Source organism: Mycolicibacterium arcueilense (genome assembly GCF_058536225.1).
Genome location: NZ_JBZTYL010000007.1, coordinates 1,772,256 through 1,790,753 on the forward strand (window position 1 = coordinate 1,772,256; position 18,498 = coordinate 1,790,753).

Here is an 18,498-nt window from a genome sequence, read left to right on the forward strand (position 1 = left end):
ATGGACGCATTCGGGCAACGGCTGGCCGCCGCGGTGTCGGAGCGGGGGCCGCTGTGCCCCGGCATCGACCCTCATCCCGAACTGCTGCGGGCGTGGGGCCTGTCCACCGACGCCGACGGTCTGGCTGCGTTCAGCGACATCTGCGTGACGGCGTTCGCCGGCTTCGCGATGGTCAAGCCGCAGGTGGCGTTCTTCGAGGCCTACGGCTCAGCGGGGTTCGCGGTGCTCGAACGCACCATGGGTGCGCTGCGCGAGTCCGGGGTGCTGGTGCTGGCCGATGCGAAGCGCGGGGACATCGGCTCGACCATGGCCGCCTATGCGGCGGCCTGGGCCGGCGATTCGCCGCTGGCGGCCGACGCGGTGACCGCGTCGCCGTATCTGGGGTTCGGTTCGTTGCAGCCGCTGCTGGACACGGCCGCGGCCAATGGTCGTGGGGTGTTCGTGCTGGCCGCCACCTCCAACCCGGAGGGGGCGAGTGTGCAGCGCGCGATGGCCGGGTCGCGCACCGTGGCCCAGTCCATCGTCGATTCCGTCGCCGAGGTGAATCGGATCGCCGCTGAATCCACCGGATCGGTCGGTGTGGTGGTCGGGGCGACCGTGACGGACCTGCCCGATCTGAGTGCTCTGGGCGGGCCGGTGTTGGCGCCCGGTGTGGGCGCCCAGGGCGGGCGTGCCGACGCGCTGGGTGGGCTCGGCGGGGCCCGACTGGTCCTGCCCGCGGTGTCCCGCGAGGTGCTCCGGGCCGGTCCCGTGGTGGCCGATGTGCGCGCGGCCGCCGAGCACCTGCGTGATGCGGTCGCCTATCTCGCCTGACGGCGGCCGCGGACCCTCACCGTCCGAACGATGACGAACACGGCACCGATGGCGGCCGCCGCCAACAGGGCCAGGCCGGTGAAGTCGCCGCGGTCGCGTTCGCGGTAGATCACCGCCTGGTAGTCGGTATCCGTGGTGGCAGGGGCGAAGCCGTAATCGCCCTCGATCGAGGAGGGGGAGTCGATCGTGTCGGTCCACCGGGTCAGGTAGTCGCCCGCTTCGAGGTACGTATCGAGCTCGCGGATCCCGCTCGATATGCGTCCGGCGAACTGCAGCTCGGGCTCTCGTCCGGAGACCGGCAACGTGGTCGGGTTCATGCGATGGTCGGCCAGCAGATACAGGTCGACGGCCAGCGGGAGTTTGGCCGCACGGGACAGCCGCATCGGGTAGACCACGGTGTCGGAGGCGAACGACAACCGCAACGGCTGCAGATTCCCCGTCAGGGTCTGGCCGGCCGCATCGGGAAACAGCTGAATGGCCACGATCTCCCAACCACCGGCGATGTAGGGCGTGAGGTCGTCGGCCAGGCTCGGCGGCTGCGGAAAACCCTTCTCCGACAACCAAGCGGCCAATGCGTGCGGATCGTCAGAGGCCAGCCGGGTGACGTTGAACGGCCCGAGTCGCTGCTGGCTGCGCACCGTGACCCCGTCGGGAGCGGCGGCGCCGACAAGGCCGTCTCCGCGCTGGGAGAACACTCCCGACAACCAACCGAACGATGGCCACCAGGAGTCGCGGTACTCGATACGCGGTGCCGACAGCGCGGCCAATGCACTGAACACGGCCGGTTCGCCGAGCGAGACTTCGGCCTCTGACGGCACCGGCATGATCCAGGCAGCCTTCGACGAGCCGCCGCGCACGTTGAACGACATCAGGATGTCCTCGGTGACACCGTCCCACGCGACGAGTGCGCGCTCGTCAGCGACGCTGGCGCCCGCACGGTCGGGGATGTATGCGCCGCACCCACATGCCCCGGCCGGGGCTGCGACGTTCGCTGTCAATCCGATCAACAGCAGGATGAGTACCGCGCTCGTCGATCGGATCACGGTCATATCGTATGGGGCTGCAAGGCATCGAAGAGACGGAAAAAGCGGGCCGCCCCGGTGGCGGCCCGCCTTTTCGTCAGCACTGCTCGGTTTGCCCGACTGGGCGGCCGTATCCTCCCGACGAGAATTGCTCGGATACAACCAGTTTGGTCAGTGCGTTGCCAGATGCGATGCGGCGCACCGGGTCACAGCGGGATCCAGATGCCGAAGAACCAGAAGCCCCATCCGTTGAAGTCCGGGTTGAACAGCGGTGTCACCCACCTGCCGTTGTAGTTGAACGGCTGGTGGTCGAACCGGCCCTGGTCCATCCCACGCCAGGACAGATCTGGGGGCGGTGGGCCCCAGTTCCCGCCGCGGTCATCAGGTCCGCCGTGGTCGCCCTGCCAGCCTGGTCCGCCGGGCCCGCCGTGGTCGCCTGGTCCGCCCGGTCGATCGGGGCCACCGGGGCCACCCGGGCCGCCAGGATGACCGGGCCCACCGGGCCCACCAGGGCCACCCGGGCCGCCCGGTCCTCCCGGGCCCTGGCAGTTGCCGAAGTTGCACGGCGGCCCGGGTTGGGCCGCCGCGAGCCCGGCCCCGGCGCTCAGGGTGGCGGTTCCGAGGACCACCGCCAGGGCAGAAGCGCAGGTCAGACGCTTGATGTTCATGTCCAGCTTCCCTTCACGGGCGTCGGATACCCGATCATCGGAGGCTATTTAGCCAAGCTGTGTAATCGCTATGCGGCAACTAGGCGGGGGTTAGGCGTCGTCCATACGCCGTCGTTTGACGTGCGCGTCACCCGTTCCGACACGCCCGACACGCCGTGACCAGCGAAAACTTTTTTTACCCACCGGTAATCCCGGGTTTTGGGGGCACCGCCGAGGGGGCGGGGCATCTTCGGACTTAGCTGGCGGGTCCACGAAAACCATTGACTTGCAGGATTATCCGGCCGCCGGGGCCGCCTCGATCGATGCTGAGCCGCGATCTCGGCGAAAAACCGGCGGCCGGCGGAGCGCACTACACGCTGGGCTTTTAGCGCCGTAACCAGGGGGTGGGGTTAGCGTTCGTCAGCCTGCGTGGGTACGGTCGTCGTCGCTGGCTGGTTTGCACTCCAGCCGTACAAAACAAGTGATGGCCGAAGAGAAATCGCCAGGAGACGGAGGAAACCGTGGCCCTTCCCCAGTTGACCGACGAACAGCGCGCGGCAGCGTTGGAGAAGGCTGCTGCCGCACGTCGAGCGCGAGCCGAGCTCAAGGATCGACTCAAGCGTGGCGGCACCAACCTCAAGCAGGTGCTCACCGACGCCGAGACCGATGAGGTCTTGGGCAAGATGAAGGTCTCCGCGCTGCTGGAGGCCCTGCCCAAGGTCGGCAAGGTCAAGGCGCAGGAAATCATGACCGAGCTGGAGATCGCCCCGACCCGCCGTCTGCGCGGCCTCGGTGATCGTCAGCGCAAGGCCCTCCTGGAGAAGTTCGACCAGTAGAGACGCCCGCATTGAGCGCTGGTAGAGGGGCCGGGCAACACACATCGACGGCTCCGGTCGTCGTGTTGTCCGGTCCCTCCGCCGTCGGGAAGTCCACCGTGGTCCGCTGTCTGCGGGACCGGCTTCCCGACTTGTATTTCTCCGTCTCGGTCACGACCAGGGCACCGCGGCCGGGCGAAGTCGACGGAGTCGACTACACATTCGTGTCCAAAGAGCAGTTTCAGCAGCTGATCGATGCCGGTGAGCTGCTGGAATGGGCTGAAATCCACGGCGGTTTGCAGCGCTCGGGGACGCCGGCACAGCCGGTGCGGGAAGCCACCCGGGCCGGACGCCCGGTGCTGATCGAGGTCGATCTGGCCGGGGCGCGCGCCGTCAAGAAGGCCATGCCCGAGGCGGTATCGGTGTTCCTGGCACCGCCGAGCTGGGACGAACTGGTCAACCGTTTGTCCGGCCGCGGCACCGAGACGCCCGAGGTGATGGCCAGGCGATTGGAGACGGCGCGGGCCGAAATGGCCGCGAAATCCGACTTTGACCAGGTTGTCGTGAACCGCCAGTTGGATACCGCATGCGCTGAATTGGTATCCTTGCTGGTGGACAGCCGATGACTCATCGTGCCGGGACCGACGCGATCGGATCCGCGAGCCACCAGCACGCTGTTCAGTAACCGCATTCACGCAACCGCCAGGAGACTTTTTCGTGAGCACCCCGCACGCCGATGCGCAGCTGGCCGCTGCGGACGACATCGATTCGTCCGCCGCCAGCGCCTACGACACGCCGCTGGGCATCACCAACCCGCCCATCGACGAGTTGCTGGACCGCGCGTCGAGCAAGTACGCGTTGGTGATCTACGCCGCCAAGCGGGCGCGTCAGATCAACGATTACTACAACCAGCTCGGCGACGGCATTCTTGAGTATGTCGGCCCTCTGGTCGAGCCCGGTCTGCAGGAGAAGCCGCTGTCGATCGCGATGCGGGAGATCCACGAGGACCTGCTCGAGCACACCGAGGGCGGCGAGTAGCCAGGCCAGGGCCGGAGACGTGAGCGCGGGTAAGCGAATCGTCGTCGGTGTGGCCGGCGGCATTGCCGCCTACAAGGCGTGCACCCTGGTCCGTCAACTCACCGAGGCGGGCCACTCGGTACGCGTGCTGCCCACCGAGTCGGCTCTGCGCTTCGTCGGAGCCGCCACGTTTGAAGCCCTGTCGGGCAATCCCGTGCACACCGGTGTGTTCACCGACGTGCACGAGGTTCCGCACGTCCGCATCGGCCAGGAGGCCGATCTTGTCGTCGTCGCACCCGCCACCGCCGACCTGCTGGCGCGTGCCGTGGCCGGCCGCGCCGACGACCTCTTGACCGCCACGCTGCTCACGGCGCGATGTCCGGTGCTGTTCGCGCCCGCGATGCATACCGAGATGTGGTTTCACCCGGCCACCGTCGACAACGTGGCCACCTTGCGCCGTCGGGGCGCGGTGGTGCTCGAACCGGCGTCCGGCCGGCTCACAGGGGCCGACAGCGGTGCGGGACGGCTCCCCGAGGCCGAAGAGATCGCCACCTTTGCCCAGCTGTTGCTGGAGCGGGGCGACGCCCTGCCCTATGACCTGGCCGGCGTCAAGGCGCTGGTGACGGCCGGCGGGACCCGTGAACCCATCGATCCGGTGCGGTTCATCGGTAACCGCAGCTCGGGCAAGCAGGGATACGCCGTGGCCCGGGTCCTGGCCCAGCGCGGCGCCGACGTGACGCTTGTCGCGGGTAACACCGCCGGTCTGGTCGACCCGGCCGGCGTCGACGTCGTGCACATCGGTTCTGCCGCCCAGTTGCGAGACGCGGTGTCCAAGTACGCCCCCGAGGCCAATGTTCTGGTGATGGCCGCAGCCGTCGCCGACTTCCGGCCCGCGCAGGTGGCCACCAGCAAGATCAAGAAGGGCAGCGCCTCCGAGCCCAATTCCATCGACCTCGTCCGCAACGATGACGTGCTCGCCGGAGCAGTGCGAGCCCGGACCGAGGGACAGTTGCCGAACATGCGGGCCATCGTCGGCTTCGCCGCCGAGACCGGCGATGCCAATGGCGACGTGCTGTTCCACGCCAGAGCCAAACTCCAGCGCAAGGGATGCGATCTGCTGGTGGTGAACGCAGTGGGGGAGAACCGTGCGTTCGAGGTGGACAACAACGACGGTTGGTTGCTGAGCGCGGACGGCGCCGAGGCTGCACTCGAGCACGGTTCGAAGACGCTGATGGCCACCCGTATCGTGGACGCGATCGGGGCGTTCCTGGGCAAGCACGACGGGTGACGCGACGTACGCATCAATGTGCGGATAAGGGTTGCGCATCGGCGTCCCACGCGCTTGGGTGCAACAGGGCATAGATATTATTCGCCTAACTAAGTAGTTTTGAGACTGAAACTTTTTCAGATCGGCAAGGAAGGAAGCGGACCGTGAGCGAAGGTCGCCTGTTTACCAGTGAGTCGGTAACCGAAGGGCACCCCGACAAGATCTGTGATGCGATCAGCGACTCGGTGCTCGACGCGCTGCTGGAGCAGGACCCCAAGTCGCGGGTCGCGGTGGAAACGCTGGTGACCACCGGCCAGGTGCACGTCGCCGGCGAGGTCACCACCTCTGCCTACGCCGACATCCCGAAGATCGTGCGTGACCGCATCCTGGAGATCGGCTACGACTCGTCCACCAAGGGCTTCGACGGCGCATCGTGCGGTGTGAACATCGCCATCGGCGCGCAGTCGCCTGACATCGCCCAGGGTGTGGACACCGCCCACGAGGCACGCGTCGAAGGAGCCGGCGATCCGCTGGACGCCCAGGGCGCCGGTGACCAGGGCCTGATGTTCGGATACGCCATCGGCGACACCCCCGAGCTGATGCCGCTGCCCATCGCACTGGCCCACCGGCTGTCGCGGCGGTTGACCGAGGTCCGCAAGAACGGCGTGCTCGACTACCTGCGCCCGGACGGCAAGACCCAGGTCACCATCGCCTACGACGGCAAGACCCCGGTGCGCCTGGACACCGTGGTGCTGTCCACGCAGCATGCCGACGGCATCGACCTGGACGGCCAGCTCACCCCGGACATCCGGGAGAAGGTCGTCAACACCGTGCTGGCCGACCTCAACCACGAGACGCTGGACACCTCCGATTTCCGCCTGCTGGTCAACCCGACCGGCAAGTTCGTGCTGGGCGGGCCGATGGGTGACGCCGGTCTGACCGGCCGCAAGATCATCGTCGACACCTACGGCGGCTGGGCCCGCCACGGCGGCGGCGCCTTCTCTGGCAAGGATCCGTCAAAGGTGGACCGTTCCGCCGCGTACGCGATGCGCTGGGTGGCCAAGAACGTCGTCGCTGCCGGTCTGGCGGAGCGCGTCGAGGTCCAGGTGGCCTACGCGATCGGCAAGGCTGCCCCGGTCGGTCTGTTCGTCGAGACGTTCGGCACCGAGACCGTCGACCCGGCCCGCATCGAGAAGGCCATCAGCAGCGTGTTCGATCTGCGCCCCGGCGCGATCATCCGCGACCTGGACCTGCTGCGGCCGATCTACGCCCAGACGGCGGCCTACGGCCACTTCGGGCGCACCGACATCGAACTGCCCTGGGAGCAGCTCAACAAGGTTGAGGACCTGAAGGCCTCGGTCTAGCAATTCCTGCCAACAGCCCCCGATCGCTGATCGGGGGCTGTTGTGTTTCCCGGGCAGCGTCGCCGGCGGGGTTGATCAGGTGCGGTAGTTCTCGACGACGCGGCCGGCGAGTGCACGTGCGCGCTCCAGGCCGGCATCGGTGCCGAACAGCTCGCGACGGGTATTGCCCGCACACAGGTAGGCATCGACCCGGAAGGCGTCCTCGGCAGGATCGGCTGAACCTGCCGCGGAGAACTCGTTTTCCAGCAGGTTCAGCCACTCCTGCTTGAGATTTCGCACCGCTTCGGCCACGGGGCCGGTGCGATGCCCGAACTCGACCGATGTCGCCGATACGAAGCAGCCGCCGGGGAACACCTCGGCGCGCAGGTATGCCAACCACGAGTCGAGAAGGGCATCGAGTCGCGCGGCTCCGGGTGGACAGCTCAGCGCCGGACGGATGACGACGTCGATGTAGACCTGGCGCGCTTCAGCCACTGCGGCCAGCTGGATCGCCTCCCGGTTGTCGAAGACCGTGAGGATTCCGCTTTTGCTCACCCCGGTCGAGGTGGACAGGCCACCTACGGTGATCCCGTCCAGGCCGTGGGTGGTGGCGATGTCTGCAGCGGTACGCGCGACCAGCCGACGGGTGGCATCGCCACGCGCCCTCCGCCCGTCCGCTGCGGGCAAAACGGTCATCAGTTCACAGTAGCCACACTCTGGACGTCGGGCGCCCGAGTCGCGTACGGTCAGCATTGACCAATATGCGACCGATCGGTCGCATAGATCGGAGGACCGATGACCGCCAGCTTCAAGGCGCTACTGGAGCGCCAGATCGGCATCGAGGCAACGCCTTCCGTGGTCTGGGAGATCATCCGTGACGTCCGACGCATGTCACAGTGGAGCCCGCAGGTGATATCGGTGAAGCTGCGCGAATCCGACGATGACATCCGGCTCGGTTCCACGTTCACCAACCTCAACCACCAGGGTGAACTTGAGTGGGTCACGCACGGCGAGGTGGTGCGGTACGAGGCAGAGAAAGAGATCGCCTTCCGGATCGCCGAGAACTACGCGATCTGGTCGTTCTCGATCAGTGCTGACGGTGCCGCTGCCACGGTGCTCACGCAACGGCGCGAGACCCCCGACGGAATATCGCAACTTTCGCTCGACCTGACCGAGTCGCACCTCGGTGGACAGCAGGCCTTCACCGAACTGCTGGAAGCCGGAATGGAGCAGACCCTCGCCGCCATCAAGGCATGCGCCGAGGCCGGAATGGCTACGAGGTGAACGCGTAGTCGTCGAGGTCGAAAGTCCGGCTGCGCCAGTAGGCTTCGACTGTGGTGGCGGGCCTCAGCGGCACGTCACCGTTGCGGTCGAAGTAGTAGCTGTTGGCCAGGTTGCAACTGTCCTGCCAGAAGATTTGGCGGTGACGCTTGCGCATCATCTCGGCGAAATACCGATCGTTGGCCTCCTTGCGAACCTCGACGCGGCTGGCCTGGTTCTTGTCCGCCTGCGCGATACACCGCACCAGATGCCGGGTTTGGGCCTCGATCAATGCGAAGTACGACGACCCGACGTAGCCGTACGGGCCCATCACCGAGAAGAAGTTGGCGAAGCCGGGGACGCTGACTCCTTCGTAGGCCTGCATCCGGTGCTGCATCCAGAACTCGCTGAGTGACTGTCCGCCCGACCCCACGATCTCGAAGGGCAGCGCATCCACGTCCATCACCTTGAAGCCGGTGGCGAGGATGAGCACGTCGACGTCGTGGCTCTCCCCGTCAGTCGTCGCGACACCGGATCCGGTGATCTTGTCGATCGGCTCGGTGACCAACCGGACATTGTCCCGGTTGAAGGTGGCCAGATAGCTGTTGTGGAAGCCTGGTCGTTTACATCCCACCGCATACCGCGGTGTGAGTTTGTCGCGTACCTCGGGATCACGCACCTGTTGGCGCAGATAGGCCCGCCCGGCCGCGCCGGCCCGCTTGGCGAAGGGGTTGATGGTGAAGTACTGCGCGGCCAGCGGGAAGGTGAATTCCACGTACGCCTGACTGATCAGCCGGTGCAGCGTCCGGCCGCCGGGCAGCCGCATCAGCCCGCGCGCGACCGGTGGGATCGGCACGTCGAACTTGGGGAAGCACCAGATTGGCGTCCGTTGAAAGACGGTGAGCTGCTTGACCGTCGGGGCGATCTCGGGAATCACCTGGACCGCAGAGGCGCCGGTGCCGATGATCGCCACTCGTTTGCCGGTGAGATCCTGGTTGTGGTCCCAGCGGGCGGTGTGCACGGTGGTCCCGGCGAAGGAGTCCACGCCGTCGATCTCCGGCAGCTTCGGGATGGTCAGCACGCCGCTGGCGTTGACCAGGAATCGCGCCGTGAGTATCTCGCCCGACTCTAGTTCAGCCCGCCACAGGTTCTCGTCGTCGTCGAAGACTGCACGTGCGACGGTGGCGTTGAACCGAATCCGGGGCCGCAGGCCGTATTTGTCGACGCAGGTGTCGGCGTAGGCGCGCAACTCGTTCCCGGGGGCGTAGGTGCGGGACCAATCCCGCGACTGTTCGAACGAAAACTGGTAGGAGAACGACGGGATATCCACGGCCACACCGGGATAGGTGTTCCAGAACCAGGTCCCGCCGGCGCCGTCCCCGGCCTCCAGGATCTGGTAGTCGTGCAGGCCGGCCTTGTCCAGCGCGATGGCCGAGCCGATGCCGGAGAATCCGGCGCCGATGATGAGCGTGTGAAAGTCGGGCATCAAGCCACCTCTCGGCTGCGTCCGATCATGTGGACGCCGTATTTGGGTCGCAATGTCAACGTAGCCTCCATCTCCACCGAGTGGCCAGGATCGAGATCGAAAACGAACCTCTGGCTCATGATCGCGGCGATCAACACCATCTCCATCAGGGCGAAACTCTGGCCGATGCAGATCCGGCGCCCGCCGCCGAACGGCAGGTAGGCCGAGCGCGGCCGGCTCTTGGCGGCGTCACCGAGAAATCGATTGGGGTCAAAGGTGTCCGGATCGGGCCACCATCGTTTGTCGTGGTGGATCTGATGAATCGGGATGATGACCGTCGTGCCCGGACGAATATGGTGGCCGTCGATTTCATCGGGCTCGACCGCCTCGCGCGCGATGATCCATACCGCGGAGTGACAACGCTGCGACTCCTGTAGACACGCGGTGGTCCACGGCATCCGGGTCAGATCGCCTGCCGTCGGACGGCCCGCTCCCAGCACGGAATCCACCTCGGCTAGCATCCGGTCCCGGGCGTCGGGGTGGCGTGCCATCAGGTACCAGAACCACGACATCGCGTTGGCCGTTGTCTCGTGCCCCGCGAGCATGAACGTCAGCGCTTCGTCGCGGACCCGCTGCCGCGGCCAGGTTCCATTGTCCGCGCGGAACAACACGTTGAGCAGGTCGGCCGATTCGGTGGGGTGGGACAGACGTTCGTCGAGCACGGCGTTCACCGCGGTATCCAGGGCCAGGGCGATGCGCTGGCCTTCGCGCAGCGGAGGCGGCAGCGGGATCCCGGAATACGTGCTCGCCGCCATGGCGTCGTACACCGGGCGAGGGAGCAGGCCCAGCAGGCCCAGCCGGGCCAGCTTCTCGGTGCGCCTGAGCCCGCGTGTGGTGAGGTCTCGCATGCTGTGCACGATCGGTCCGAAATCCTGACTGAACAGGGCGTTGGAGACGACCCGCAGAGTGGTTTCCACCATGGCGGCATGCATGTCGAACCGGACACCGTCACCGCCCTCGGCGAGCTCGTCGGTGGCTCGCGCGATCGGGGCGATCATCAGGTCGACGATGTCGTTGAGATGACGACGCGCGAATGTCGGGTTCAGGGCCGCCCGGTGGTAGGCCCAGGAGTCGCCCTCGTCGGTCAGCAGGTTTATCCCCGCCGCGGCACGGATCGGCTCGTACTCGTTCGATTTGACGTAGCGAAGGCGTGCTTGATGCAGCACGTGGTCGATGTAGTCAGGATGTGCGATCGATACGAAACGTCTTCCTGCGCAGCGGTATCGGGTGATGTCCCGGCCCTGTGTCCGGGTCAGAAAGCCGCTGTCGGTGCTGAATCCGACCGTGATCGCCTCGCGGGTCATGGTCCACGTGCTCAGTCGTGCCGCCGGTGCCGCCATGAATCCAGCGTATGAATGACATGGGGAGCGGGGAATGGGACTATCGGACACAGAGTTGGGATTTTGGGACAGCGGGTGGGGAGCCAATGGTCAGGTCAGGATCGATCTCGCGGTCGACGTGGTCGGCCGATGTCTGCCATCCGATCCACGCCACCCGCGTGCTGTGCGAGGTGGCGGTCGAGCGCGGGGTCCCGGCGGCGCACGTCCTGGCCGGCACCGGCATCACGCCGGCAGACCTCGATGATCCCGACTGTGTGATCAGCGCACATGACGAGATCCTGGCGGTCCGTCACCTGCAGGCTAGGCTGCCCGACGCGCCCGGACTGGGGGTCGATGTCGGTGGCAGGTCGGCGCTGACACACATGGGCCTGTTCGGGTTCGCGGTCATGTCGTGTGCCACGTTGCGCGAATTGTTCAGCATCGGGATGCGTTACTTCGCCCTGACCACGCTGCAGATCGATCTTCAATTGTTCGAGGGCGTCGACGAGTGCGTAATGGAACTCAACGTGGGGCACCTACCCGGCGACGTCCAACGCTTCTTCATCGAACGTGATGTCGCCGGAATTGTTGCCACGACAGCAAGTTTCGCCGCGCCGGTGGTGGCCCAGTACGCCGACCGCATATTCGCCGAGGTGTCTATCGACGAGCACGTACTGCAGCCGTTGCTTGCCCTGATGCCGTTCCCGGACGTGGCGTTCGGCCGGGCCCATTCCCGATTGCACTTCCCTCGCGCCATGCTGGACGAGCCCCTGCCGCAAGCCGATCCGTACACCCTCGATCTGTGTATCGCCCAGTGTGACGTGCTGATGCAGCGCTACGAGCAGCGCCGTGGGATCACTGCAGTGGTGCGCAGCAAGCTGTTTCGCGACCCCGGCCGGATTCCGGCACTGCCAGAGATCGCCGCGGAACTCGGTGTCCATCCGCGAACCCTGCGACGTCGCCTGGCCGACGAGGGAACCACGTTCCGGGCACTGGTCAACGAGGCCCGGTCAGCGCTCGCAGTCGATCTGCTGTGCAGCGTCGGGCTGACGGTCGAGGAGGTTTCGCGCCGACTCGGCTACAGCGAGACCTCGACGTTCTGCCATGCGTTCAAACGCTGGCACGGCATGCCGCCCAGTGCGTTTCACGCGGTGGCACACGTGTGAATCTGACTCGGAGTGGACAGGCTCCACTGATCGGAGCTCATATCCGCGTACCGTCTACGGCGTGCAACTTGTCGACCGCTGGTAGAGCCCATTCCGATCATCTGATCTCGACCCAGGACGGCTCCGGTCCAAGGGCGGCGTTGAACTCCGCGATCTGCGCCGGAGTCGTATATGTGACGTCCAGATTCTCGCTCTCCCACGAGGTATAGAAGCGTTCCGGGCGTTCGGGTGGGGCAAAGACGGGTGCCAACTGTTCGATCAGCCCGTCGGGCAAATACTTGGCGTACACGGTGAAGGACAGCGAGTGTCGGGCGGTGCCCATCTCGAACTCGATGACAGCATTGGGTGTCGGGTCCAAGTTGGGGCGCTGATGGTCGTCCATCGTTTCGAATCTGATCTGACGCAACGGCCCGGTATATCCGCTGATGCGGGCGAACTCCCGCACGATTGCGAATGCGTCGTCGTCGTAGAACTCCACCTGGTTGGTAAAGAATGCCAGGTGGCGAAGTGGTGGGTCCCGTCCGTCGCCCAGCATCTCCAGAACCTTCATCACGGAGTAGACGCCCATCTCTTCGAACACGTCAGTGTGTTCAGCGCACTCGACGACCTCGTCATCGGATACTTCGCCGGGGTCGAGAATCCCGGCGGCTTCCAGCAGGGCGAACGTGGACAGCAGTTGTTCCTGAAGTTCAGGTGCAAGTGGGTGCCGCCACCGGGGCGGCTCCGGTCGGTTCGGGTCGGGTGGCGAGTAGGGCGGTTCGTCATCGCGGGCCTCGAGAAACTCCTTGTAGGCCTGCCGTAGGCACCCAAGACCAAACGCAAGAATCCCCCACGCCATCAGTTGGTTCGGCATGGGGGTATTTGGGATCGACCGCAGCCCCAGCCATCCCATGCCGAGGCCGCACCCCAAATAGAGCAGTGGTCCAATCCAGCGTGTCCGGTACAGCACCCGATCGAAGAGGCCCGTCCGCCGTGAGTTCACCCGACCACGCTCACGTTGCCGCGGAATGGTTGATGTCAGTGATGAGCAGGGGATTGGTCTCGGCCATCTTCTCGAGTACCTGGAGCGTGCCCGCCACGCCGTTGTCCAGCGCTTGTGCGGCGGTGACCGTGTCGTCGGTAACTCCGACGAGCTGTACGAATCGCAGGCGGCCCACGCGGGTATCGACCTGGGGGAGTTGAGTGTCTTCGACGAACATGATTGCGGTCAGGTCGGTTTGGGGCTCACCCAGCGTGATCGGGCCACCGACCTTGATGCGGTGACCGACGTCCAGCGCATCCGTCCCGCTGAAAACCAGGTCACCCAGCCGTTGGAGGAGAAGCAGCGACCAGGTGGGGACTTGTGCCGTCAGCGGTTGGGTGAGATCGATGTCGGCGGCGACCCGGAAGGTCCACTCAAAGTCTGCCCAGGTGTCGTCCTCGTCGGGCGATGGGTCGGACGAGAATACGTTGGAGAAGCCATAGGTGACCAGATGCCAGTGAGGTTGTGAGGCAGTGGTATTCGGGTAGGCGGTGATTCCCCAAATGCCTTGGCCGGGCAGACGTGCATCGGTGCGGCCGCAATGAGGTGCGACATCGCCCAGCCCTGGGTACAGCCGCGCGAAGGCGGTATCGATTGCGTCCCATCCGGGCGCCGAATCTTCAGACATGGGGTCCGGCGTCACCTTGCGGCGGTCGAAACGTTGTCCGAGCGGTTTGGACGGCAGTATGCCGAAGACCAATCCGACGTACGGCAGCAACGTGAGCAGGCTCATCCATCCGGACAGGTTGGCGTCGTGGAGTCTGCGGACCAACAACGCCCAATTTGGAATCGCGCCCCCGAGTAGGACGATGCCGGCGAGTACCAGCGCCAGGCCCCCGAGTGTGCCGTTATCTCCCGCGGCCGCGACGAAAAATCCGCAGAGGAGGAGGGCCAAGGCGTATGCGAGAGCGCCCCACCAGTATTCGCTGCGTGAAGCGCGGCCGGAGAAACGGGCGTAGCTGCGGAGGTAGCGCGACACTGCCTGGCCGAATGTGGCTCCGTACAGCGGCAGCGTGAGGTCTCGTGGGTCGGTGGCTCCGAGCGGTTCGGACGGATGTTGCGCTTCGGTGGAGGATTCCTCGCTGCGGGTCATTGGTTCCTCTGGTCGATATTTGGTTGTGCGCGGAACTGTCTGGTTCCGCCGTCCCGTCCACTGACGGCTGAGATCACAGCGGACGCTAGCACCGTTGCGCCAAGCAATGTATGCAATGTTCTGCTTTGTCCGCGAACAACCCGACACGGCGTCGCAGTCGTTCGATTGAACGCTCGCGGCCGCGTTCCGTTTCACTCTTCGACGTCTTCATCGACACCGTTGCCCGTGGCCCGGTCAGCTGCAAGCTCATCCTCACCCTGGCCGACCCCACCGACCGCACCCGCAACTTCGACCCACGCGTGCTGCCCGGCGGACTGGCAGTCTCCGACGGTCCGCTGTCGGCCGCCCAGTCGCCGGTCGTGTTGGTCGGGGCGCTGCACCTTCCGGCGATCGCCCCGCACAACATCACCCTCTACGCGGCCTTCACCGCACACATCGGCGCGGTCTCGTTCCACACCCTTGCGCTACGCGACGGGATCCTCCGTCGAATGTCGTTGTGACCCAGCAGAAACGGTCAGTCGTGAAGGGCTGCCCGTAGCGCGACCATTGCCCGGTCGAACGATTCGGTGGCTGCCGGGACCACGCCGACGTAGCCGAGGTAGCCGTGCACCAAAGTCTCGGCGTGGTCCAACTGCACGGGAACGCCTGCAGCAGACAACATCTCGGCGTAACGGATGCCGTCGTCACGCAACGGGTCGTGCCCGGCCACCGCGACATAGGCCGGTGCGAGTCCGGACAGGTCCGCCGCGCGGGCCGGCACCAGCGTCGCCGGCGGGTCCGACAGATCCACGTGCCCGGCGTACCAGCGGGAGAACCCGGTGACGGCATCGAGTCCCAGGATCGGTGCCTCGGCGTTCTCGGTGAACGACGGCAGGCTGGTGTCCCAGGTGGTGGCCGGGTACCAGAGCAGCTGGAAGCGCAGCCCCGGAACGCCGGCGTCACGCGTCAGCTGCGCCACGACGGCGCTGAGGTTGCCACCCGCCGAGTCGCCGGCCACGGCCATCCGGTCGGCGTCGACGCCCAGTTCTGCGGCGTTGGCGGCCACCCACTGCGTCGCCGCCCACACGTCGTCCACTGCGGCGGGGTAGGGGTGCTCGGGAGCCAGCCGGTACTCCACCGACACCACGACGGCGTCGGCGGCGACGGCGTGCTGGCGGGCGGTGCCGTCGTAACTGTCCAGGTCGCCCAGTGCCCAGCCGCCGCCGTGGATGAACACCACGACCGGCAGCGTCGCGCCGTCGGCGGTCGGCGGCCGGTACACCCGAACCGGGATCGGGCCGGCCGGACCGGGGATCTCACGGTCCTCGGTCTTCACATCGGGATGGACCGGCAACCGCGGAATCTCACTGAACTGGCGGCGGGCCTCCTCGACACCGATGTCGGTCGACAGTTGGAACGGCACTGCCTCCAGTACCTTCTGCAGGATGGCATCGACAGCTGGTTTCTCGTCAGCAACGGACATTCCGCAACCGTACGCACACCGCGTCACGGTGTGGCTGTGGGTGGTGGCTGCGGTCGTCGCGGCCGGTTACGGGGTGTTCCTGATCGTCACGGCGACGCGGTTGCCGACGGGAGCCGACCTGACGGGTCAATTCACCCTCCAACCTGCGGTGAAGGCGCTGGCAGCGGTCCTGCTGGCCGCGGCGGCGTGCGCCCATCCGATCGTTCGGGAAAGGCGCTGGCTCGTGGGTGCGCTGGTGTTCTCCGCACTCGGCGACTTCCTGTTGGCGATCCCGTGGTGGGAACCGTCCTTCGTGCTGGGGCTGGGCGCCTTCCTGGTCGCGCACCTGTGCTTCCTCGGCGCACTGGTGCCGCTGGCGCGGCGTTCCACCCCGCGGCTGATCGCCGTGGCAGTCACCGTCCTCGCCTGCGTGGCGCTGCTGACCTGGTTCTGGCCCCGGCTCGTCGAACAGGGGATGGCGGTCCCGGTGGTCGCCTACATCGCGGTGCTGGGGGCGATGGTGTGCACGGCGCTGCTGGCCCGGCTGCCTACGCCCTGGACCGCGCTCGGAGCGGTGTGTTTCGCGGTGTCCGACGCGATGATCGGCATCAGCCAGTTCGTGCGTGGCGACCAACTGCTCGCCGTCCCGATCTGGTTCGGCTACGCAGCGTCACTGGTGCTGATCACGGCGGGTCTGTTCTTCGGGCGCTCGGCACAACCTCCTGCTAAACCTGCACAGTGACGATCACCCGCCGCGCCGCCGACCACGAGCCCATCGCGCGGGTGCTTCCACTGCTCACAGTGCCGCACCTGGACCGCGAGTTCGACTATCTGGTGTCGGAGGAACAGTCCGACGACGCCCAGCCCGGTGTGCGGGTCCGGGTGCGGTTCAACGGCAGGCTGGTCGACGCTTACCTCCTGGAACGACGCTCCGACACCGACCACACCGGAAAGCTCGGCTGGCTCGATCGGGTGGTCTCGCCGGAGCCGGTGCTCACCCCCGAGGTCCGGCGGCTCGTAGACGCCGTCGCCGCCCGCTACGCCGGCACCCGTGCGGACGTACTGCGCCTGGCGGTGCCGCCGCGCCACGCCAGGGTCGAGAAGCAGGCCACGGAGGAACCGGAACCCGTCACGGCCGGCCCCGTGGACACCAGCGCCTGGGCCCGCTACAGCCGCGGTGAACAGTTCCTGATCGCGGTCGGTGAGGGTCGGGCGGCCCGCGCGGCATGGCAGGCACTGCCCGGCGAGAACTGGGCGCTGAGGCTGGCTGAGGCGGCCGCGGTGGCGGTGAACGCCGGGCTGGGTGTGGTGGCCGTCGTACCCGACCAGCGCGATGTGGATGCGCTGTATGTCGCAGCGACCCAACAGGTATCGGCATCACGGGTGGTGGCGTTGTCGGCCGGGTTGGGCCCCTCGGCCCGGTACCGCCGCTGGCTTGCGGCGTTGCGGGGACACGCTCAGGTGGTGATCGGCACCCGCAGTGCGGTGTTCGCCCCCGTTGCCAACCTCGGCTTGCTCCTGGTGTGGGACGACGGCGACGACAACCTCGCCGAGCCGCGCGCGCCCTATCCGCACGCTCGCGAGGTCGCCATGCTGCGCGCCCACCAGCTGCGCTGTGCCGCGATCATCGGTGGCTACGCGCGCACCGCCGAGGCGCAGGCCCTGGTGCGGACCAGATGGGCCCACGATGTGGTGGCGGCTCGGCCGGTGGTGCGGGCCGCCGCACCGCGAGTCGTCGCCTTGGAAGACAGCGGATACGCCCAGGAACGCGATCCGGCCGCCCACAGCGCGCGGCTACCGTCCATGGCGCTGCAGGCGGCCCGCTCGGCCTTGCAGGCGCAGCATCCGGTGCTCATCCAGGTTCCGCGGCGCGGGTACGTGCCTGCGCTGGCCTGTGCACGGTGCCGCGCGGTGACGCGCTGTCGGCACTGCACCGGCCCGCTGGCCCTGCCGGACCGGGGGAGTGCGGCTGCCGAATGTCGGTGGTGCGGTCGGGCCGAGCCCGCATTGCGTTGTGTGCGTTGCGGTTCGGACGCGGTGCGGGCGGTCGTGGTCGGGGCCCGGCGCACAGCCGAAGAGCTGGGCCGGGCGTTTCCCGGTACGTCGGTGATCACCTCTGGCGGCGACGCCGTGGTCGATGCGGTGAAGGCCGGCCCGGCCTTGGTGGTCAGCACTCCCGGCGCCGAACCCGTGGCCGACGGCGGTTACGGCGCGGCCCTGTTGCTCGACGCGTGGGCACTGCTGGGCCGGCAGGATCTGCGGGCCGCCGAGGACACGATGCGCCGGTGGATGGCCGCGGCGGCCCTGGTGCGGCCGCGCACCGAAGGCGGTGTGGTGGCCGTGGTCGCCGAGTCCGCGATCGCCACCGTGCAGGCGCTGATCCGTTGGGATCCGGTCGGGCATGCCGATGCCGAGCTCGACGGCCGCGGTGAGGTGGGACTGCCGCCGGCGGTGCACATGGCGGCCATCGACGGGACGACGTCGGCGGTCGAGGCGCTGCTGGACACTGCCCACCTGCCCGACACCGCGGAAGTCCTCGGGCCGGTCGAACTGCCGCCCGGCGCCCGGCGCCCACCCGGCCTGGATTCCGACGCCGAGGTGAGCCGGATGCTGGTCCGGGTGCCGCGTGACGGTGGTCTGGAGTTGGCGGCCGCGCTGCGCCGGGCCACCGCGGTGCTCAGCGCGCGCAAGGATCAGCAACCATGTCGTATCCAAATCGACCCGCTCCACATCGGATAGGGCGGATACT

The 18,498-nt window shown here is 67.0% G+C and carries 18 protein-coding genes and 1 pseudogene; 11 read left to right on the forward strand and 8 right to left on the reverse strand.

Annotated features, from left to right (window positions below; all coding sequences use genetic code 11):
* Positions 1-813 (forward strand): orotidine-5'-phosphate decarboxylase, encoded by an 813-nt coding sequence (gene pyrF, locus AC4LGL_RS12905; RefSeq protein ID WP_491839029.1) that lies wholly within the window; start codon positions 1-3, stop codon positions 811-813.
* Here pyrF and AC4LGL_RS12910 read toward each other — a convergent pair.
* Positions 801-1,862 carry a DUF2330 domain-containing protein gene (locus tag AC4LGL_RS12910; RefSeq protein ID WP_491839030.1) on the reverse strand — a complete coding sequence of 354 codons (1,062 nt, stop codon included), beginning with the start codon at positions 1,860-1,862 and terminating at the stop codon, positions 801-803. The two genes, pyrF and AC4LGL_RS12910, sit on opposite strands and share 13 nt — an antisense overlap.
* Before the next feature lie 179 nt (positions 1,863-2,041).
* Positions 2,042-2,503 carry a hypothetical protein gene (locus AC4LGL_RS12915; RefSeq protein ID WP_491839031.1) on the reverse strand — a complete coding sequence of 154 codons (462 nt, stop codon included), beginning with the start codon at positions 2,501-2,503 and terminating at the stop codon, positions 2,042-2,044.
* 500 nt (positions 2,504-3,003) lie between these two features.
* Here AC4LGL_RS12915 and mihF point away from each other — a divergent pair, with 500 nt between their 5' ends.
* From mihF to metK, 5 genes are all read left to right on the forward strand, one after another.
* Positions 3,004-3,318 (forward strand): integration host factor, actinobacterial type, encoded by a 315-nt coding sequence (mihF, locus tag AC4LGL_RS12920; protein WP_003880790.1) that lies wholly within the window; start codon positions 3,004-3,006, stop codon positions 3,316-3,318.
* Between the two features lie 11 nt (positions 3,319-3,329).
* On the forward strand, positions 3,330-3,923 hold the full coding sequence (gene gmk, locus AC4LGL_RS12925) for a guanylate kinase (protein ID WP_491839032.1): 594 nt from the start codon (positions 3,330-3,332) through the stop codon (positions 3,921-3,923).
* Between the two features lie 91 nt (positions 3,924-4,014).
* Positions 4,015-4,335 carry a DNA-directed RNA polymerase subunit omega gene (gene rpoZ / locus AC4LGL_RS12930; protein ID WP_044518192.1) on the forward strand — a complete coding sequence of 107 codons (321 nt, stop codon included), beginning with the start codon at positions 4,015-4,017 and terminating at the stop codon, positions 4,333-4,335.
* 19 nt (positions 4,336-4,354) lie between these two features.
* A complete protein-coding gene (coaBC, locus tag AC4LGL_RS12935) occupies positions 4,355-5,602 on the forward strand; it encodes a bifunctional phosphopantothenoylcysteine decarboxylase/phosphopantothenate--cysteine ligase CoaBC (RefSeq protein WP_064960482.1) in 1,248 nt (415 codons plus the stop codon).
* A 143-nt stretch (positions 5,603-5,745) separates the two neighbouring features.
* Positions 5,746-6,945, forward strand: a complete 1,200-nt coding sequence (metK, locus tag AC4LGL_RS12940; protein WP_491839033.1) for a methionine adenosyltransferase — start codon at positions 5,746-5,748, stop codon at positions 6,943-6,945.
* Positions 6,946-7,020: 75 nt separating this feature from the next.
* Here metK and AC4LGL_RS12945 read toward each other — a convergent pair whose 3' ends face one another.
* A complete protein-coding gene (locus AC4LGL_RS12945) occupies positions 7,021-7,620 on the reverse strand; it encodes a TetR/AcrR family transcriptional regulator (RefSeq protein WP_491839034.1) in 600 nt (199 codons plus the stop codon).
* Between the two features lie 99 nt (positions 7,621-7,719).
* Between AC4LGL_RS12945 and AC4LGL_RS12950 the strand changes: the two genes are divergently transcribed.
* Positions 7,720-8,208 carry an SRPBCC family protein gene (locus AC4LGL_RS12950; RefSeq protein ID WP_491839035.1) on the forward strand — a complete coding sequence of 163 codons (489 nt, stop codon included), beginning with the start codon at positions 7,720-7,722 and terminating at the stop codon, positions 8,206-8,208.
* On the opposite strand, the gene AC4LGL_RS12955 is transcribed toward AC4LGL_RS12950, so the two are convergent.
* Together AC4LGL_RS12955 and AC4LGL_RS12960 are read right to left on the reverse strand one after the other, a co-directional pair.
* Positions 8,198-9,670: a flavin-containing monooxygenase gene (locus AC4LGL_RS12955; RefSeq protein WP_491839036.1), complete on the reverse strand. Its 1,473-nt coding sequence runs from the start codon at positions 9,668-9,670 to the stop codon at positions 8,198-8,200. The two genes, AC4LGL_RS12950 and AC4LGL_RS12955, sit on opposite strands and share 11 nt — an antisense overlap.
* Positions 9,670-11,049 (reverse strand): cytochrome P450, encoded by a 1,380-nt coding sequence (locus AC4LGL_RS12960; protein ID WP_491839037.1) that lies wholly within the window; start codon positions 11,047-11,049, stop codon positions 9,670-9,672. The genes AC4LGL_RS12955 and AC4LGL_RS12960 overlap by 1 nt, the downstream gene beginning before the upstream one ends.
* An 86-nt stretch (positions 11,050-11,135) precedes the next feature.
* Here AC4LGL_RS12960 and AC4LGL_RS12965 point away from each other — a divergent pair, with 86 nt between their 5' ends.
* On the forward strand, positions 11,136-12,194 hold the full coding sequence (locus AC4LGL_RS12965) for an AraC family transcriptional regulator (protein WP_491839038.1): 1,059 nt from the start codon (positions 11,136-11,138) through the stop codon (positions 12,192-12,194).
* A gap of 97 nt (positions 12,195-12,291) precedes the next feature.
* Here AC4LGL_RS12965 and AC4LGL_RS12970 read toward each other — a convergent pair whose 3' ends face one another.
* Complete coding sequence (locus AC4LGL_RS12970) at positions 12,292-13,047, reverse strand: hypothetical protein (RefSeq protein WP_491839039.1); 756 nt, start codon at positions 13,045-13,047, stop codon at positions 12,292-12,294.
* 139 nt (positions 13,048-13,186) lie between these two features.
* Positions 13,187-14,194: a suppressor of fused domain protein gene (locus tag AC4LGL_RS12975; RefSeq protein ID WP_491839040.1), complete on the reverse strand. Its 1,008-nt coding sequence runs from the start codon at positions 14,192-14,194 to the stop codon at positions 13,187-13,189.
* Positions 14,195-14,643: 449 nt separating this feature from the next.
* Here AC4LGL_RS12975 and AC4LGL_RS12980 point away from each other — a divergent pair.
* Positions 14,644-14,808 (forward strand): annotated as a pseudogene (locus AC4LGL_RS12980) (cytochrome b); the annotation flags it as partial.
* 14 nt (positions 14,809-14,822) lie between these two features.
* Here AC4LGL_RS12980 and AC4LGL_RS12985 read toward each other — a convergent pair.
* The gene (locus AC4LGL_RS12985) at positions 14,823-15,770 is read right to left on the reverse strand and encodes an alpha/beta hydrolase (protein ID WP_491839041.1); all 948 of its coding nucleotides are present in this window, start codon (positions 15,768-15,770) and stop codon (positions 14,823-14,825) included.
* Between AC4LGL_RS12985 and AC4LGL_RS12990 the strand changes: the two genes are divergently transcribed.
* Together AC4LGL_RS12990 and AC4LGL_RS12995 are read left to right on the forward strand one after the other, a co-directional pair.
* Complete coding sequence (locus AC4LGL_RS12990) at positions 15,733-16,491, forward strand: lysoplasmalogenase (protein WP_491839042.1); 759 nt, start codon at positions 15,733-15,735, stop codon at positions 16,489-16,491. The two genes, AC4LGL_RS12985 and AC4LGL_RS12990, sit on opposite strands and share 38 nt — an antisense overlap.
* On the forward strand, positions 16,488-18,488 hold the full coding sequence (locus AC4LGL_RS12995) for a primosomal protein N' (protein WP_491839043.1): 2,001 nt from the start codon (positions 16,488-16,490) through the stop codon (positions 18,486-18,488). The genes AC4LGL_RS12990 and AC4LGL_RS12995 overlap by 4 nt, the downstream gene beginning before the upstream one ends.
* Positions 18,489-18,498 lie beyond the last annotated feature (10 nt).

Coding starts and splice junctions, on each gene's coding strand:
- pyrF (WP_491839029.1), top strand. CDS start 1: ATGGACGCATTCGGGCAACGGCTGGCCGCCGCGGTGTCGGAGCGGGGG.
- AC4LGL_RS12910 (WP_491839030.1), bottom strand. CDS start 1,862: ATGACCGTGATCCGATCGACGAGCGCGGTACTCATCCTGCTGTTGATC.
- AC4LGL_RS12915 (WP_491839031.1), bottom strand. CDS start 2,503: ATGAACATCAAGCGTCTGACCTGCGCTTCTGCCCTGGCGGTGGTCCTC.
- AC4LGL_RS12945 (WP_491839034.1), bottom strand. CDS start 7,620: ATGACCGTTTTGCCCGCAGCGGACGGGCGGAGGGCGCGTGGCGATGCC.
- AC4LGL_RS12950 (WP_491839035.1), top strand. CDS start 7,720: ATGACCGCCAGCTTCAAGGCGCTACTGGAGCGCCAGATCGGCATCGAG.
- AC4LGL_RS12955 (WP_491839036.1), bottom strand. CDS start 9,670: ATGCCCGACTTTCACACGCTCATCATCGGCGCCGGATTCTCCGGCATC.
- AC4LGL_RS12960 (WP_491839037.1), bottom strand. CDS start 11,049: ATGGCGGCACCGGCGGCACGACTGAGCACGTGGACCATGACCCGCGAG.
- AC4LGL_RS12965 (WP_491839038.1), top strand. CDS start 11,136: ATGGTCAGGTCAGGATCGATCTCGCGGTCGACGTGGTCGGCCGATGTC.
- AC4LGL_RS12970 (WP_491839039.1), bottom strand. CDS start 13,047: ATGCCGAACCAACTGATGGCGTGGGGGATTCTTGCGTTTGGTCTTGGG.
- AC4LGL_RS12990 (WP_491839042.1), top strand. CDS start 15,733: ATGGCATCGACAGCTGGTTTCTCGTCAGCAACGGACATTCCGCAACCG.
- AC4LGL_RS12985 (WP_491839041.1), bottom strand. CDS start 15,770: ATGTCCGTTGCTGACGAGAAACCAGCTGTCGATGCCATCCTGCAGAAG.